The sequence below is a fragment of the Streptomyces phyllanthi genome (assembly GCF_009377205.1).
Taxonomy (GTDB): Bacteria; Actinomycetota; Actinomycetes; order Streptomycetales; family Streptomycetaceae; genus Streptomyces; species Streptomyces phyllanthi.
The window spans coordinates 1-17025 of the sequence record NZ_VJZE01000164.1 but is presented as its reverse complement, the minus strand read 5'-3'; the positions used below and the strand labels follow the sequence as shown (position 1 = coordinate 17025).

The 17025-nt window shown below is 69.1% G+C and carries 9 protein-coding genes; 5 read left to right on the top strand and 4 right to left on the bottom strand.

Features of this window, described 5'->3' with window-relative positions:
- Positions 1 to 1068 precede the first annotated feature (1068 nt).
- Positions 1069 to 1428 carry a CAP domain-containing protein gene (locus FNH04_RS49085; RefSeq protein ID WP_322723560.1) on the top strand — a complete coding sequence of 120 codons (360 nt, stop codon included), beginning with the start codon at positions 1069 to 1071 and terminating at the stop codon, positions 1426 to 1428.
- 27 nt (positions 1429 to 1455) lie between these two features.
- Here FNH04_RS49085 and FNH04_RS22710 read toward each other — a convergent pair whose 3' ends face one another.
- A complete protein-coding gene (locus FNH04_RS22710; protein WP_152787090.1) occupies positions 1456 to 2229 on the bottom strand; it encodes a polysaccharide deacetylase family protein in 774 nt (257 codons plus the stop codon).
- 334 nt (positions 2230 to 2563) lie between these two features.
- Positions 2564 to 5518 (bottom strand): carbohydrate binding domain-containing protein, encoded by a 2955-nt coding sequence (locus FNH04_RS22705; RefSeq protein WP_152787088.1) that lies wholly within the window; start codon positions 5516 to 5518, stop codon positions 2564 to 2566.
- Between the two features lie 538 nt (positions 5519 to 6056).
- Here FNH04_RS22705 and FNH04_RS22700 point away from each other — a divergent pair.
- Together FNH04_RS22700 and FNH04_RS22695 are read left to right on the top strand one after the other, a co-directional pair.
- Positions 6057 to 7592, top strand: coding sequence for a glycosyl hydrolase family 28 protein (locus FNH04_RS22700; protein WP_152787086.1), 1536 nt, complete (start codon positions 6057 to 6059; stop codon positions 7590 to 7592).
- Between the two features lie 635 nt (positions 7593 to 8227).
- Positions 8228 to 11674 carry a putative Ig domain-containing protein gene (locus FNH04_RS22695; protein ID WP_152787084.1) on the top strand — a complete coding sequence of 1149 codons (3447 nt, stop codon included), beginning with the start codon at positions 8228 to 8230 and terminating at the stop codon, positions 11672 to 11674.
- 140 nt (positions 11675 to 11814) lie between these two features.
- On the opposite strand, the gene FNH04_RS22690 is transcribed toward FNH04_RS22695, so the two are convergent.
- Positions 11815 to 15102: a family 78 glycoside hydrolase catalytic domain gene (locus FNH04_RS22690; RefSeq protein WP_152787082.1), complete on the bottom strand. Its 3288-nt coding sequence runs from the start codon at positions 15100 to 15102 to the stop codon at positions 11815 to 11817.
- 207 nt (positions 15103 to 15309) lie between these two features.
- On the opposite strand from FNH04_RS22690, the gene FNH04_RS22685 reads away from it, so the two are divergent.
- Positions 15310 to 15591, top strand: a complete 282-nt coding sequence (locus FNH04_RS22685) for a hypothetical protein (RefSeq protein WP_152787080.1) — start codon at positions 15310 to 15312, stop codon at positions 15589 to 15591.
- Positions 15592 to 15650: 59 nt separating this feature from the next.
- Here FNH04_RS22685 and FNH04_RS22680 read toward each other — a convergent pair whose 3' ends face one another.
- Positions 15651 to 16394: a GyrI-like domain-containing protein gene (locus FNH04_RS22680; RefSeq protein WP_152787078.1), complete on the bottom strand. Its 744-nt coding sequence runs from the start codon at positions 16392 to 16394 to the stop codon at positions 15651 to 15653.
- A 263-nt stretch (positions 16395 to 16657) separates the two neighbouring features.
- On the opposite strand from FNH04_RS22680, the gene FNH04_RS49445 reads away from it, so the two are divergent.
- On the top strand, positions 16658 to 17025 hold a 368-nt coding region (locus FNH04_RS49445), incomplete at its 3' end, for a type II toxin-antitoxin system VapB family antitoxin (protein ID WP_407704127.1).

Below are 17025 nucleotides of genomic sequence, written 5' to 3'. Positions count from 1 at the left end.
GGTTGCGGGAGGTGGCGGCGCCGTTCGTGGTGCCCGGCCCCTCGGGGGTTGCGGTCCGGGACCGCCTCAAGGGCCTCACCGCCCAGGGCGAGCTCATGGGTGACTCCTGGAAGGTGTAGTGAAGATGCCTCGGGCACGAGTCCGGTACGGACGTCCCCGAACTCCCTCCCCCTAGTCGCCACCCACGGCCATCAGGTTGCCGTCAGTTCCGCTCACAGGGGCCACACGATTTCTCACACCTCGAAGTGAAGTGATGTGCGTCACGCCGGAATTGTGCTCGATGGCCTCGATTGACTGATTGTCGATGGCGACAACTGTGTTCTTTTGAACCTCAATCGGGAGATTGCCGCTACTGGGGGTAATTCAACTTATCCTTCAGGTCGGTGATCGCGGCCGCGAGAGAGCGCTTTCGGCCTGGTCACAAGTGTGTGCGGCTGTCCAAGAGCGTGTGAAGGCGAAGGGATCCGCGGGCCCTCGCCTCGCGGGGAAGCCCCGGAGTCAACCCTTGGCAGCGGTACGGGTGTTCGTTGCCCGGCGTGCTGGGCGATCCCCATAATGACCGGGCTCGCCAGGGCCGAGGGGGCACCGCTTTGCTGCCGAATACCGGACCACTGAATGAGGCCATGTATGACCAAGCACCGCCAGAAATCCAAACGCCGGAAAATAGCCGGTGCCGCAGCCATAGTGGTGGCTGTGGGCGCCGTGGGTATTCCTGCGGCAGCCCAGGCGAGCGGTAACGGGCTGGGAGGCTGGAGCATTATCTCGTTCTCCTGGTGGGGATGGGGAAAATCGGATCCAGTAGCGGATGCGAAGCCCTCGCGACCGCCTGTCGCGTCCGCCTCCGCCTCGGGCACCTCTGCCACTGCCGCTCCGTCCGGCACCCCGAGCCCCTCCCGCTCCAGCGTCACCCCGAGCGCGTCACCTTCGGCGTCCAGCAGTCCGACCGCTACGCCTGCCGCCGACACGCCCGACAAGGCCACCTCGCCCTCGAGCCCTCCGAAGGCCAAGAGCTCCAGCAGTACTCCCAGCGCTTCCGCCGGCGGTGCGGATTCCGGTCCCACGGATCGTGTGCTGGTCCTGGTCAACGCCGAACGCGAAAAGGCAGGTTGCGCCCCGCTGACCGAGAACGCCAAGCTCACCAAGGCCGCTCAGGACCACAGCCAGGACATGGCCGATCACAAGAACATGTCCCACACCGGTTCCGACGGCTCATCCATGAGCGACCGGCTCTCCCGTGTCGGGTACAAGTTCAGGTCGGCGGGCGAGAACGTCGCCTATGGGTACAACACTCCCGAGAGCGTCATGGACGGCTGGATGAACAGCCCCGGCCACAAGGCCAATATTCTCAACTGCGGCTTCAAGGAGATCGGTATCGGCCTGGCACAGCCGGGCTACTACTGGACCCAGGACTTCGGGTCGGCCGCGTAGCCGGACTCCGCCCCCGGGATGCCCGGCTCAGCGCACCGGGAAGCCGAAGGAGTAACCCTGCTCCTTGAGCCAGGGGAGGACCCGGCGCAGTGCCTCGACGGTCTGGGCGCGGTCGCCTCCCGCGTCGTGGAAGAGGAGCGTCGGCCCGTTGGGCAGCTCCCGTTCGACGGTGGCGACGATGGCGTCCGCGCCCGGCTGCTCGAAGTCCTTGGTGTCCACGTTCCAGCCCAGCGGGCGCATGCCCCGGGAGGCGGCCAGCTTGCGGCTGTAGGGGGTGAAGGCCCCGCCGGGCGCCCGGTAGTACATCGGCCGTACGCCCCCGGACGCCTTGGTGATCATGCGTTCGGCGTCGAGTATCTGCTGCGACTGGTAGGCCTGGGACTTCTTGTCCATGGTGGTGTCGTGCGACACCGAGTGGTCGCACAGCCGATGCCCGGCCGCGACCACCTTCTTCACGAGCTCCGGGTGGGCCTGCGCCTGCGTCCCCGTCACGCAGAACGTGGCCTTCACCCCGTACTCCCGCAGCACGTCGAGCACTTGAGGGGTCCATACAGGGTCGGGGCCGTCATCGATGGTGATGTTGACGCCGCGCGGCCCCTTGTCCGAGGCGTGCGCGATGGTCACCGAGACCGGCTTGACCTCACTGCCCGGCGTGGCCGACGCGGTCGCCTTCGGCGACGAGCCGCCCGCGGCACCGGCCTGCGCGGTCCACACCGAGGCACCGGCGGCGAGCAGCGTCACCCCGAGCGCCGCCCCGACCACCTTGCCGTACCAGCCCCGCCCACCGCCGTGCCGTGCCATGTCCGCCCCGCTCTCGCGCAGTTCCTCGCCGATCCTCGGTCACCTTGCGACCACCTGGCAGGACGAGGGGCGGCGGCCCCGGGATGCGTCCGTTACAGATCACGGACAATCCCGGGGGAGTTCCCGGACAACTCGGCGAGCAGCGGCCGGACTGCCGCTGCTGGAACCCGCAACCAGATCATCGACCGAGGGCACGCGCAGGGCCCGCCGCCGGGTCAGGGCGGGGCGTCCGTCACGGCTGTGTTCGTGCGTGGGGCCGGGCGGGGCACATGGCCCAGCCCGGTCTCCGTGCTCGGCGCGGGCGCGACGTCTCCCGCTTCCCATGGGGGAGGTGTTACTTCAGGTAAGGGCCGTCCGTCCCGATCTTTCCGGGGCCGTCGAGGACGTAGACGCGCAGGTTGCCCTTGCCCGGCGCCGCGACGCTCAGGGAGCCGTTCGAGACGGTCTTCACGTCACCGGTCACGGCGTCGCGGTAGGTGCCGTTCGGGATGCCCGAGTACGTCGCCGCGTCGGTTACGGCGACGAGCGCGAAGCTGTCGGTGCCGCCGCTGGTGTAGCGCCGCTTGAAGGCCATGCCGCCCGAGATGCCCTCCGTGGAGTACTGGCCCATCTGGAGGGCCGGGACCGCCCGGCGGATCTGGTTCAGCCGTTGCAGGTGCTTCACCAGGGGCTGGGCGAGCGTGGTGGCGACCTGGCCGTTGGCGGACGCGACCGTGCCGAAGTCGGACGCCGTGACCGAGCCGGCGAGGTGGTCGCCGTAGTAGGCGCGTCCGGTCGTGGCGAGCGGGCAGGTCGGGCCGCAGTCGATCCGCTGTCCCTTCTGGAACTCGATCTCCGAGCCGTAGTAGAGGGTCGGGATGCCGCGGAAGGTCCACATCAGCGACATGTTCTCGGCCCAGGCGTCGGTGCCACCGCTGTAGCGGGTGCTCGACTTGTTGGGGCCATAGTCGTGGCTGTCGACGTAGACGACGTTGTAGGTGGCGTCGTTGACGCTGTCGTCGGAGTCCTTGCCGTTGCCGAAGGCGTTCTGCGCGTCACTGAAGTTCATGTGCATGCGCATGTCGATGATGTTCATCCCGGAGAACTTGCTGTGGTCCGGGGTGTGGTACGCGTTGCCTTCGAGGAACGCGTTGGTGGACGTCGGCTGGTTGCCCGTGCCGAGGTTGTTCTCGTAGGTGAACTGCTCGATTGCGGCCGTCTCGTCGTCGGCGCTGTACTCCTTGCGTTCCTTCCATGTGTAGAACTGCGCGGAATGGTTGACCGAGCCGCGGTTCCACTTGTCGTTGACGAACGCGGCGACCTCGCCGAAGACGAAGAAGTTCCGTGCCGCCTCGGCGCCGAACCGCTGGGTGACGCGTTCCTGGATCGCGGGCAGGAAACGGCGGTTCCAGGTGACCCGCGGGATGTGGACGGCCGTGTCGACGCGGAAGCCGTCGACGCCCATGTCGATGTACTTGTCGTACGCCCCGATCAGGTAGTTCTGCACCTGGGTGTTCTCGGTGTTGAAATCGGCCAGGTCCTCGTGCAGCCAGCAGGAACGGGCGTCCTCGCCCTCCCAGTTGCCGATCCAGCACTGGTGGTAGTAGGCCTTGGGGAACATGCCCGAAGTGGGGCTGGGCCACTGGCAGTTGTAGAGGGTGTAGCCCTCGGCGCTCTTTCCGCCGGTGGGTACGCCCCAGTTGAGGCAGGTGTTGCCGGTGGGTGCGGCCGTGGACCACAGGTCGCCGTTGTAGTACGACTTGCCGGACTTGGTCTCGACGGTGAGGCCGTCGTACTCGAAGCCCTCGTTCTTCTCGTCGTAGTACCAGCTCCACTGGCTGTCCCGGACGCCGTACACGGTCGGGGTGAACAGGCCCTTGGCGCCCCAGCGGGAGCTGTGGTTGTAGACGACGTCCTGGTAGATCTTCATGCCCTTGGCGTGGGCCGCGTTGATCAGGTCCTGGTAGGAGGCGCCGGTCGACTCCAGTCGGGCGTCGACCTTGTAGAAGTCGTAGCCGTGGTAACCGTGGTGGTCGTAGTCCGAGCGGTTGAGGACGACCGGCGTGATCCAGACCGCCGAGAAGCCGAGTGCCTTGATGTAGTCGAGCCGTTCGACCAGGCCCTTGAAGTCGCCGCGGAACATGGGGTCGTTGTTCGCCGCGTTGCCGGACTTGGTGTGCTGGCTGCCGCCGCGGTTGTTCGACGTGTCGCCGTCGTGGAAGCGGGCGGTCATGACGAAGTAGATCGGGTCCTTGCGCGGGTCGGTGCCCAGCGGGGTGCCGGAGGCGGGCGTGGCCGGTTTCTTCCCGGTGGTCGCCGTGGCCGCGGCGGAGGCGGCGGAGGTGTTACCGGCCGCGTCCACGGCCTTCACCGTGTAGCTGTAGGCGGTGTCCTCCTCCAGACCGGTGTCGGACCAGACAGTGGAGGTGACGTCGACGACCGTGGTGCCCTTGGTGCCGCCGGTGCGGGTGACCTGGTACTTGGTCACACCGGTGTTGTCGGTGGCGGCGTCCCAGGAAACCACCACCGAGGTGTTCGTCGCGCTCGCCCGTACGCCTGCCGGGACGCTCGGCGCCTCGGTGTCGGGTTCCTCGGCGGCGCACGGGTCCTTCGCGTTCGCGGTGACGGTCCTGTCATGCACCGTGCTCGTGCCGGACGCGATGGTGTAGTCCGCGCCGTTGTTGTTGTCCCAGACTCCGTTTCCGTTGTTGAAGGCGGCCTTCAGCGAGGTGGCGGAACCGATGTCGACCGTCTTCTTCCACCAGCCGGCGCAGGCGGCCTCCATGCCCACGCCGGGCACGGCGGTCCAGGAACCGCCGGCGGGGGCGTAGTGGAAGTTCGCGGTGGTCCAGCCGAGGGTCTGGGTCGAGTAGTAGACGGTCGCCTCGTTGCCGGACCCCTCTCCCGTGTCGGCGCACGGGTCGCTGTGCGCCACCACGCCGTCCTTGACGGTGATGTTCCCGGTGCCCAGGGCGTAGTTCCGGCCGCCGTTGTTGTCCCAGACCCCGTTTCCGTTGTTGAAGGTGGCCTGGAGCCCGGCGGCGGAGCCCAGGTCGACGGTCAGCTTCACCCAGTCCGTGCACGCGGCTTCCATGCGCCTGCCGGGGACGGTGGTCCACGATCCGCCGTCGGGGGCGTAGTGGAGGTAGTGGTCGGACCAGTTCTTCGTCTTCGTGTAGTAGAAGACGGTTGCGGACGCCGAGTCGGCGGCGGCCGCGGGCTGGGTGGGGGCGGTGACCGGCAGGACGAGTGTCGCTGCGGCGAGGGCTCCGGCCGCCCAGGGGCGGGCGAGAGAACGGCGGTGTCTCATGAGCGGCTCCAGGGTGCGGAGGGGAGGGTGCCGTGGGGACGGGCGCCGAGGGGACGGGCGCCGAGGGGCCTCGACCCGTCTCAAGCCCATCGCCGACGCCTGCACTGCATCGCCTTTCTGAAATTTTTAGCAACTCCTTGCAAGCGGCGCGCCGGAGATTACCCGTACATGTCAATGCCGTAAAGGGTGTGCGCACGTATCCACCGGGCCGGCCCCACACTTGACTGCACAGTGCGGCCCGGTTGGCCGCAGACCGGGGATCACTCCCCACCACGATCACGGGACGGGGAGTCGTCCGACCACCCCGACGACCGCGGCCCTCACCGCGGCGGTCGGTGCCGAGCGCGCCGGGCACGGGAACTTTCGAAAAACTGTGCTGGCGTTGACACGTTTTTTGTGTGGGCCTCAAGCTCATCCCACCCGATGAGCCACCTCTGCTTGGGCCACATCTGCTCGAAGGACGGGTGTTTCGCCTGCCCGCTCCGGCGGTCGTCCGGCCGCAGACGGCCACCCGCCCACGTTCCGTCAAGGAGTCACCATGAGCTCGTCCCTGTCCCGGCGAAGCACACTCCAGGCCGCCGGCGCCCTCGCTGTCGTCGGCTTGGCCGGCAGTGTCGCGGGCGCCGCACAGGCCGCCGCTGCCTCGGCGGAGGAGCTCGGACCCACCGAGGACATCGTTGTCACCCATCCGACCCTTCCGCAGGTGCCTCTCAACAACTCCTTCACCGTCAAGGTCCGGCCGCTCGGCGGCTCCTGGAAGAGACTCGACGTCTACCTGGCCAAGCTCGCGCTGATCGACCCCACCACCGGCAGCAACAAGGCCCAGAACTCCTCCGTTGCCATGTTCGACTTCTCCGGCACCGTCGAGGTCGAGGTCACCTACAACCCGGGCGGCATCGAGAAGTTCCGGGTCCGCCCGGACTCGTACGGCATCAAGCCCGAGGTGCTCGGCAGCACCGCGCGCTTCACCCTGGACCGGCCCCGCAACCTCGTCGTCCAGGCCGACGACAAGATCTTCGACTGCCTGCACCTGCTCGCGAACCCGATCGAGCAGGACCCGCCCGCCGAGGGCGACAAGAAGGTCATGTACTTCGGGCCCGGCCTGCACACCCACCCCGACCGGACGCTGAAGGTGCCCGACGGCACCACCGTCTACCTGGCCGCCGGCGCCGTCCTCACCTCCCAGGTCGTCTTCGAGAACGTGGAGAACTCCCGGCTCGTCGGCCGTGGCGTGCTCTACAACTCCCCCGTCGGCGCGCTCTTCGTCCGCAAGTGCGAGAACGTCACGATCGACGGTGTCACGATCCTCAACCCCCGGTACGAGAACGTGCGGGTCGCCGAGTGCCGGAACCTCACCATCAAGAACCTGCGCGCCTTCAGCCATCAGGGCTGGGGCGACGGCATCCAGCTCTACTGCTCCGAGAACGTCACGATCGACGGCTGCTTCCTGCGTACGTCCGACGACTGCGTCGCCCTCTACACGCACCGCTGGGACTTCTACGGCGACACCCGCAACATCACCGTCAGGAACTGCGGCCTCTGGGCCGACGTCGCCCACCCGATCAACATAGGCATCCATGGCAACCCGGACCCCGACGCGGCCGAGATGCTGGAGAACCTCAACTTCGAGAACATCGACATCCTCGACCACCGCGAACCGCAGGTGACCTACCAGGGCGCCATCGCGTTCATGGTCGGAGACCACAACCTCGTCCGGGACGTCAGGTTCGACGACATCCGTGTGGAGGACTTCCGCTGGGGCCGGCTCATCCACATGCACATCATGAACAACCCGAAGTGGAACGCGGCGCCCGGCCGCGGCATCGAGTCCGTCTACATCAAGGACCTCACCTACAACGGCAAGAACGCCGACCTGTCGGTGCTGCTGGGCCTGTCCGAGGAGCGCGGCATCAAGGACGTCACGTTCGAGAACCTCCGCGTCAACGGCAGGGTGATCGCCGACAGCACGGGCAAGCCGAGGTGGTACCTGGCCTCGGACGGCGTGCCCATGCTGGCCAACGACTACGTCAAGAACCTCCGCTTCCTCACCACCGAGGAGGCCGCAGCCCTGTGACCGCCGGCGGTCGGCCCCGGCGTCTTCCGAAAGGGACGCCGGGCCGACCGCGCGACTGCGGTGCGGCGCCGTGCTCCCCGGCCGAGTGCGCAGGACGACGATCGTGACCGTACGAAGGCGGTGTCGTGCGGCGCGGTACGAGGCGGCCGGGCGGCGCATCGCCACCGTCGCCCAGATCGGCGCACTCGCCGACGCGAAGGGGGTGCGGTGGCGGCGCATGGCCTCCTCCGACGCGTACTCCGCTGCGGCCGGACGAGCGGCCCGGCCTCCGCCACGGGAACGTCGACCGGGAGGCCCGCAGGGCGGCTGGTGCGGCGGCTGTCCGGCACCACCAGGAGCCCTGCGTTCTTCGCGGCGCCTTCCGGCTCCCGGTGAACCACCCAGGACCTCGCCGGCGGTACCTCGTCCGCCGACTGCTCCTCCGTGCCCTCACATGAGCCCGACCACCGGACTCCCTCGGGTGCCTCGCCCGAAGACGGTCGACCAGTCCTCACTCCACGCGTTCGTTCTCGATCGGCCGACCGCATGCCCACGACCACCGGCGTCCGGACTCGGGCCGGCAGACACCACACCCAAGGGAGAGCCGTATGCGGCAAGGATCAGGGACGAGGGTCAGACAGACGCGGTGGTGGGCGATGGCCACCGTGGTGTGTGCTCTGCTCGCGGCGTTCGTTCCGGCGTCCGCGGCGGAGGGGGCGACGACCTCCGATCCGGCGGCCGGCGCCTTCCCCACCGTCACGCTGAAGCAGGTCACCAGCAGCGACGGGTTCGTCCACCCCGGTATCGCCGTGAGCGCGTCGAACCTGCGGCTGGCCCGTCGGCAGGTGCTCGACGGTGTGGAGCCGTGGGCCTCGTACTACGCGGCGATGCACGGCACCAAGTACGCGTCGCGCACCCTCGTCCCCGTCAACGGCGGGTCGGGGGTGGACACCCCGAAGTCGGACGCGTTCAACTCGCAGGGCATCCAGTCCAGGTTCATCCAGGACGCCTTCGGTGCCTACACCCAGGCGATCGAGTACTTCATCACGGGTGACCCCGTCCACCGCGCGAACGGCATGCACATCATCCGGACCTGGTCCCACATGGACCCCGCGAAGGTCGCGCCCTATCCGGACGACCACATCCACGCCGGAGTCCCGTTGATGCGCATGCTCGCCGCGGCCGAGATCCTCCGCTACTCCAGCGTCAACCCCGGCTCCGACGGTTACGACACCACCTGGACCGACGCGGACACCGCGAACCTGACCAGGAACCTCGTGACGCCCGTCATCGAGACCCTGCTCCACGGCAACACCTTCTTCATGAACCAGCAGTTGTACCCGATCGTCGGTGAGCTGGCCGGCTACATCTTCACCGACGACCGCGCCGGCTACGAGCAGGCCGTCGAGTGGTTCTCGGTCAACAAGACCAACCCCAACCGCCACACCAACGGGGCCCTGAACTCCCTGCTCCGCGAGATCGGCGCGGACGACCCGCTGAACCCCTACGGCCACGCGTTCGTGCAGCACCAGGAGATGGGCCGCGACCAGGCTCACGCGTGGGACGGCATCGCCATCGCGACGGAGATCTCCCGCATGCTCACGGTCCAGGACACCCGGCTGGACCCGGTGGCCGGCACCGTGTCCACCGAGCCGGACGCCGTGTCCCCGTTCCGGTTCGGCGACGACCGGCTCCTCGAGGGAGCGGACGCCTGGTACGCGTACATGATGGGCAAGACGGTCCCGTGGATCGACACCACAGGCGGTCCCGGCAAGCTCTCCGAGGCCTACCGGGGACGCGTGTTCCAACCGATCGACGAGCTCTACAACATCTACCGGTACGAGTTCGGGGTCGACGTCAAGGAAGAGGCCCCCAACCTGGCGAAGATGAAGGAGCAGGCCGACGGCCCCGAGTTCTTCTGGGGAACGGGGGCGTACAACTTCTGGAACAGCAATCCCGACTACAACCCGGACTACTGGCTCTCGCTGCCCGAGAAGGTGGCCGGGCAGACCCGTCCCGAGCAGACCGACCCCCTGGTGCGGGTGGCGCGTCGCAGCATCCCCCTCGACGGCCGCTCCGAGGTCCGCGAGGAGGACGGACACGACATCGTCCGGATGCGGGCGTCGAAGAAGGGCGCCACCATCGCGGTCCGCACCCTGATGTACGACAGCCGTGACGGATACAGCCCAGTGGGAGTGCTGATCCGCACCAACGGCCCGGCGACCCTCGAGATCCGCAAGGACATGTCGCTGGAGCCGTACCACACCGTGAGCCTGCCCGACACCCACGGAGAGTGGCGTTACGTCACGTACGACATGGACCGCGCCATCCTGCACGGAAGCACCGCGGGCGACAACCTGGCGTACTACACGGCCGTAGGCGACTCGGACGTGAACGTCGACATCGACAGCGTCAACCTCCAGGCCAGGACCCAGCTCAGCCCGCCGTCCTTCGCGCAGGGGCAGCGGACCACACTGATCGGGGTGGCCGGCGCGCCGCTCGAGCGGTCGCTCGCCGCGACCGACCCGGGCGGTGAGGCCCTCACGTACGAGGCTTCCGGTCTTCCCGAGGGGGCCGCGGTCGACAGCACCACCGGAGCGTTCAGCTGGTCACCCACGAGCTCCCGGAGGGGTGACGTCCACGCTTCCGTCGTCGCCTCCGACGGCAAGGTCGACACCGTCCTGGATCTCGACCTGGTGGTCGCGTCGGACCGGGCGGGCGCGCTCACCGCGGCACGGGCCGGGTTCGACCCCGGGGTGACGTACGTCCGCGCGACCCTCCAGGCGTTCAAGGACGCGGTGTCCTCCGTCAAGGCCACGATCGACACGGCCGATGACAGCACCTTCCTGGACGGGCTGGTCACCGTGCAGGACGCGGTGGCGGCGCTGCGACCGCTCAACCCGAAGCTCGCCGACGGCTCGTTGAACCACGCGCCGCTGGTCACCTCGTCCCTGTCCGCCACGAACGTGTGGAACATGGTCGACAGTGACATCAACACCTTCTCCGGCGACCTGAGGGCTCCGTTCACGCTGGACTTCGGGGCCGGGTTCCGGGTGCGGGCCGACGCCTTCGGCCTGCAGGCCCGGTACAACTTCGGCAACCGCTCCGAGGGCACCAACGTCTACGGATCGAACGACGGTGACACCTGGACCCTGCTGACCTCCCGGGAGACCACGAACACCACCCCGGACTTCCGGATGGAGACCATCCCGGTCCTGTCCGAGGTCCAGGACAGGTCGTTCCGGTTCCTCAAGGTCCAGGTCGACGACCCGGGCGTGCCCACCGACCCGAGCTACCCCGGGATCTCCTCCTTCAGCGAGTTCCGGATCCACGGTTCCCGGATCGAAACGGCGCAGGCCGTCAAGTCGGCGACCCTCTCGTCCGGCAACTCCGACCCGGGGCGGGCCGTCAACGGCGACAAGGTGACGCTGGACCTGGTGGCCACGCGGTCGCTGGCCGATGTGGACGTGCGCATCGAGGGCATCGACGCGGCGGTCACCAGCACCGACAGTGAGCACTGGCGCGCCACGGTGGTGCTGCCGGAGGACGTGGACTTCGCCCGCGCACTGCGCTTCACGGCCGACTACACGACGGCCGACGGCGAACTCGGCTCGACGGTCTTCCAGACGACCGACGGGTCGTCGCTGCAGCTGTGGAACACCCACATGGTGCCCGTCCCCATCGACCCGGCCTGGGTCGACGCGTCCACCCCGCAGTGGCCGGGGACCGGTACCCCGGCAGCCAACGGGTGGCGGATGTTCGACGGCGACATCGCCACGTACACCGACACCACCACCGCCAACGGCTGGGTGACCGTCAAGCCGACCGACGGCTCCTCGCCGGCGCTCGACGCGGTGATGATCCGCCCCCGCGCCAAGTTCGCGAACCGGGCCAACGGGACGGTGCTGCAGGGCTCCACCGACGGCGGGAACACCTGGACGACCTTCCTGACCATCTCGGGCGTGACCAGTGACGAGCAGTGGTACACGTTCAAGCTTCCTCAGCGCACGGTGATCCCGATGCTGCGGGTCTACGACGGGCACGGCGGCAACACCAACCTCGCCGAGGTCCAGCTGCTGCGGTTCGACTCGTCGTCGCGGTAACGCCGAACAACGCCGAACCGGGAACGGGCGCGCGCGGTCGGGCCGCGCCCGTTCACCTGCTGCGCCCGGTGACGCGCCGCCGAGGCTCTCGCCCGCGACGACTCGGAAGCGCGCACCGTCCGGGGGTGCCGTCGGGTCGGTCACGCCGGGCCGGTGAAAGTCCACTCCCCGTGCCCGACACGGAAGACGACGAACGCGGGGTCGCTGCGCAGGAACTCCGCGCCCTTCGGCGCGGCCACCCGGTCGCGTGCCCTTCCCGGTACATGCACCTCGGCCGTCGAGCCCACCGGCACCCGCACCGACAGCCGCAGCTCCCGGTCCAGCCGCGACCAGGACACGGCGGCCTCTCCGCGCACCGTACGGATCGACGTACGGGCCCAGTTCACTCCCGTGCGGGCGTCGGGGCGCACCGAGAAGGTGCGGTAGCCGGCGTCCCCGGGGCGCAGCCCGGCCACGTTCTCGTACAGCCACTGCGCGACCGTGCCCAGGAAGTAGTGGTCGCGGGAGCGGGAGTCCAGCGGCCACATCTCCCACATGGTGTCGGCGCCGTTGGCGTGCCAGTAACCCCAGCTCGGATAGGCGCGCTGGGTCGCGACGGCGTGTGCCACGTCCGGGCGGCCGTGGGCGCACAGCACCTTGAGCAGCACGCTCGTGCCCAGGCAGCCGGTGTTCAGATGGTTGCCGCGCGCCTCGATGTCCGCCACCAGGCTGTCCAGCACGGAGGTGCGGGCGCCGGCCGGTACCAGGCCGAAGGCGAGCGGAATCGCGTTGGACGTCTGCCGGTACCCGGGGTCCTTCGCCGTGCGGTAGTGGCCCTCGGGGCTCAGGAACGCCTCGTTGAACGCGGCCCTGAGGTTCTCGGCCGCCTCCCGGTACCGCTTGACGACCGCGCCGTCACCCAGCAGTTCGCCCAGCTCGGCGGTGTGCAGCAGTGCCCGGTGGAGGTACGCGGTCGCGGTCAGCCGGGTGTCCTCCGGGGGAATCTCGTAGCCGGGCGCCACCCAGTCGCCGAGCGCCGTGACCGCCAGCCCGTCCCGCAGCCGGGACAGCTCCCAGTCGAGGTACCGGGTCAGCGTCTCCCAGTGCTCGCGGGCGACGCGCTCGTCCCCGTACGCCCGGTACAACTCCCGGACGACGAACGGCTGGACGGTCGTCCACTCCGGGGCGGGGGCCAGTTCCTGGTAGCCCCAGCCGCCGCTCGGCACGATCACCGGGATCTGCCCCGCGCCGTTCTGGCTGTCCGCCAGATCGCCCAGCCACTTGGACAGGAAGCGGTGTACCCCGAAGGCATAGGTCATCACCGGCGTGCCGACCTGGGCGTCGCCGGTCCAGCCGTTCTTCTCGTACATGGGGGTGTCGGTCGGGATGCCGTGCAGGTTGTTGAGGACCGTGCGGCGCATGGCACCGTCCAGCCACTCGTAGAACGGCTCCGAGCAGGCGAAGGAACTGACCTCCTCGACACGGGTGTGCACCAGCCGCCCCAGCACCTCCTCCGGGGCCGGGCGCCCGGGCAGACCGTGGACCTCCACGTAACGGAAGCCCTTGTACGAGAACTTCGGCTCCCAGACCTCACGCGCGCCGCCCGCGCAGATGTATTCGTCGGTCTGGAAGCGGCCCGGGACATGGCCGGTCTCGGCCTGCACACTTCCGTCGGCCTTCAGCTTCTCGCCGTGCACGAGGCGGACGACGGTGCCCGCCTCGGCGCCTCGGACGGTGAGGCGGGTCCAGCCCGCCATGGTGCGGCCCATGTCCACCACGTACACCCCGGGGCGGAGTTCGGAGATCTCCTTCGGCCGTACGGTCTCGGTGATCTCGATGGGATCGTGCGGCTGCGCCCTGAGCGCGCCCCGGGGGGCCTGCTGCACACCCGCCTTCCGCCAGCCGCTGTCGTCGAAGTTGGGACGGGTCCAGTCGCGCGGGGCCCGGCGAGCGTCGTACGTCTCGCCCGCGTAGAGGGAGTTGGACCGGGTCGGCCCCTCGGTGATCCGCCACTCGCCGTCCGAGGCGACGGTGGTGCGGGAGCCGTCCGGGTGGTCGATCTCCAGCTGGGCCAGCAGCCGGGGCTCGCCGTGCCACGGAGGGCGGTGCCAGTTCCAGACGTTGGGGGTGGTCATGCCGAAGAAGCCGCGGCCGAGGGTGACGCCGATGGCGTTCTCGCCGCGCCGCAGCAGCTCCGTCACATCATGGACGGCGTACAGCACGGTCTCGTCGTAGTCCGTGAAACCGGGGTCGAGCACCTGCCGGCCGACCCTGCGGCCATTGATCTCGGCCTCGTAGTACGCGAGTCCGCTGAGGTAGAGGCGGGCCCGGGAGATCCGCCGCCGCACGGTGAAGGCGCGGCGCAGCAGCGGCGCCGGCTGCTCCGGCACGGCGACGCTCACCCCGCTGCCCCAGGGTCCCTGCCCGTACGGGGCGAGTACGGCGGCCCGATCCCAGGCCGTGTCGTCGAACTCCGGGCGCTGCCATCCTTCTTGGGGCTCGGTCGCGGTAACGCGCCAGTCGGCCCCCGTGACCAGTTCGTACGTGCCCTCGTCCGGGCCCCCGCCCTCCGTCTCCACGACCAGCCGGACCAGCAGGCCGCCGGGGTTCACCGAGGCGCCGGGGCGGTTGGTGACACGGGCGGTGAGCACCACCGGGCGGCCGGCGGCGCGGGCCTCCTCGGTGACCTCGGTGACATCGGCCGCACGGCCGGTGCGCCAGCCGTCCTGCTGCTCCGGCGCGTCCAGCACCTGCCGGCCGTCCAGATGGAGCGTGAAGTCGTCGTCGGCGGTGGCGACGACGGTGGCCCGCCGCACCCGTGTGCCGTCCGGCAGGCGCAGCCCCGCCCGGAACCAGCACGGTCCCACGGGGGCGTCGGAGGACGTGGTGCCCGGCGACCAGATCCACGAGGCACCGGAGAGGGAGGGCGGCTGCGGGGACGGGTCGGCGCCGATCCAGCGGGCCTGCCAGTCGGCTTCCGACAACGTTGTCTCCCACCAGCGGACCTCGCTCCAGCGGGAGGGCCGCCCGGCGCCGTCCCAGACCCGTACCCGCCAGTGGTAGCGGGTACGGGGCCGCAGCGCGGGCCCCTCGTAGGGGACGCCCACGCTGCGGTCGGACGCCACCTTCCCCGAGTCCCAGACCGGCCTGGCCGCGAACGTCAGGGGGGCGAGGGCCACCTGGACCTGGTAGGCGCTCTGCCGGGCGCCGTGCCCCGGAGCGGACAACTCCCAGCTGAGCCGGGGGTGTTCGACGTCGGTACCGAGGAGCTGCTCGGCGTACTCGACGGTGGTGCGCTCGACGCGGAGTGCTCCGGCGCGGTCGTCCCGGGGGCCCCGCGCCGGTGTGCCGGCGGTCGCCGTCGGGCCGGTGGACAGCGCGGTGAACCCGGCGCCCGCGCCCGCCGTCGTGCGTTTCAGGAAGAGTCTGCGGTTCCAGAACTGGCCCATGCGCGTTCCTCGCTCGCTGTGTCGCCTCGGACAACGGACCGTGCTTGAAACGATTCAAAAATCCCTCTTGCCGGGAAATGCTATGGACGCGAAGCCGCCCCAACAAGGTGTGTGACAGCGGTGATTCGGACCGCGGAGGGGTGCAGGGACAGACGGTGCGTGGGCCGGCCCAACCATTCGGGCAAGCATCACGTGCGGTGCCCGAACGTGCGGGTCGCCGCCGGCGTCACCGGCCACCTGCTCGCGGTCTCGGACCCTGTGGCCGGTGCCCGCCACGACGTCGGCGCGCTGGTCGGGACCGGGTGGGCGCAGGTCCTCCAATCCGCCGACTGGATCGGGGACTCCGGCTACACCGGGCTCGCGCCGACGCCGCCCCGCAAGAAGCGTCCGGGACAGGAACGCTCCGAGCGGGACCGGGAGTGGAACATCGCCGCGGCCTTGATCCGGGCAAGCCCGCGGACGAGCCGGCCGCCCCGGCTGAGCGGGTGATCGGGCACTTCAAGTGCTGGAAGGCCGTGGCCAAGGGCTGGCGCGTGCGCCTGGTCGGGCTACCGCGGATCATCCGTGTGGTCACGTTGCCGGAGTCCTGCCGCGCCGGCTGGTGAATGGCCGCTCCGAGCGGGCTCGATTCCTCGCGCATCGGGCTCGTGACGGGCCTGTTCGTGCGGATCGGTGGTGGTGCGGACCGGTTGTCTGAGGATGGTGCGCAGCTTCTCCGGGGCGACTCTGCGGGGGTCGCTCAGGTAGACCTCGTGGTGCTTGCCGACCATGCGGAGACCGTTGTCGGGAATGAACTCGTGGTGCATCCGTGCCAGAACGTCGGCCTCGTCGTCGTAAGAGCCGACGTGCAGCGTCTGCACGCAGACTCCCTCGGACAGCGACTCCAAGCGGATATCGCCCAGGCGCGCCGGGTGATCTTTGCTTCCGGCCTGCTTGACGGCGGCGTCGAACATCTGCTGGTCGATCCAGTCCGGAGTCGCGATCATCAACGTCCAGTCCCACCGGGACTTGTCACGCGACACCGTGAAGGAGCCCATGTCCTCGGCCCACCACAGCCCCTCCAAGGGCATGACGACGTAGTCGCGTCCGAGGTCTCGCTTGCTGGCGAACTTCAACCTGTAGGCCACCGGGTAGAGCGCTTCGACCGCTTCGGTGTAGGCGGGGGAGGTGTTCGGGTCACCGTGGCCGTCGATCATGAGGTACTGCATGTCGGGCACGTCGACGATCCGGAACTGGTCTCGTCTCGCCCGGTAGGCGTCGAGGTCCTTCTTGAAGTCGATCTTGTCGGTCATCGGGCACCTGGACTCGGGTGGCGAGCCACGACCTTTCTGCCTCAGGGAGGCTCAGCGAGTAGGAGAACAGAACACCTCGCGCGCCGGCAGCGCGAGCAGGCCGCCAGTTTCAGGCCACGTCACGCCGCCGCGAATGAACCTCTGGAACTACGTCCGCTTTGTGGATGTGAACCGCGGCCCGGTGATCCCGCCGTGTTGAGTGTCCGTAGCGACTGCAGATCCGACGCTCGGACGTGACATCGTGCGGGAGGTGCCACATGTCTGTGACGCAGATCGACATCGATGACGACGCCCTGGAACGGGTCATGGCTCTGGCCAAGGTCAGGACCAAGAAGGAGGCGGTCAATCTCGCTCTGCGCTTCTACGCCGAGCAGCAGGAGCGTGCGGCGCGTATCAGCCGCCACTTCGAGCGTGCCCGTGAGTGGGGTGCCGTCGAGGATGCCGAGGGGAACGTACGTGACCGGGCGTCCCAGCACGGCCGCGTAGTCCTCCGTGAACCCGTGCATGCCCTTCAGCTCCGGGCCGTTGAGGTCGTGGGACTTCGAGAGCCTCTTCGCGTGCGGCATGCTCGGCAACACGCTTACGGCCATCGGGCTTCCCGCGAGCGCCGAAGAGTGGGGGGGGCGGGACG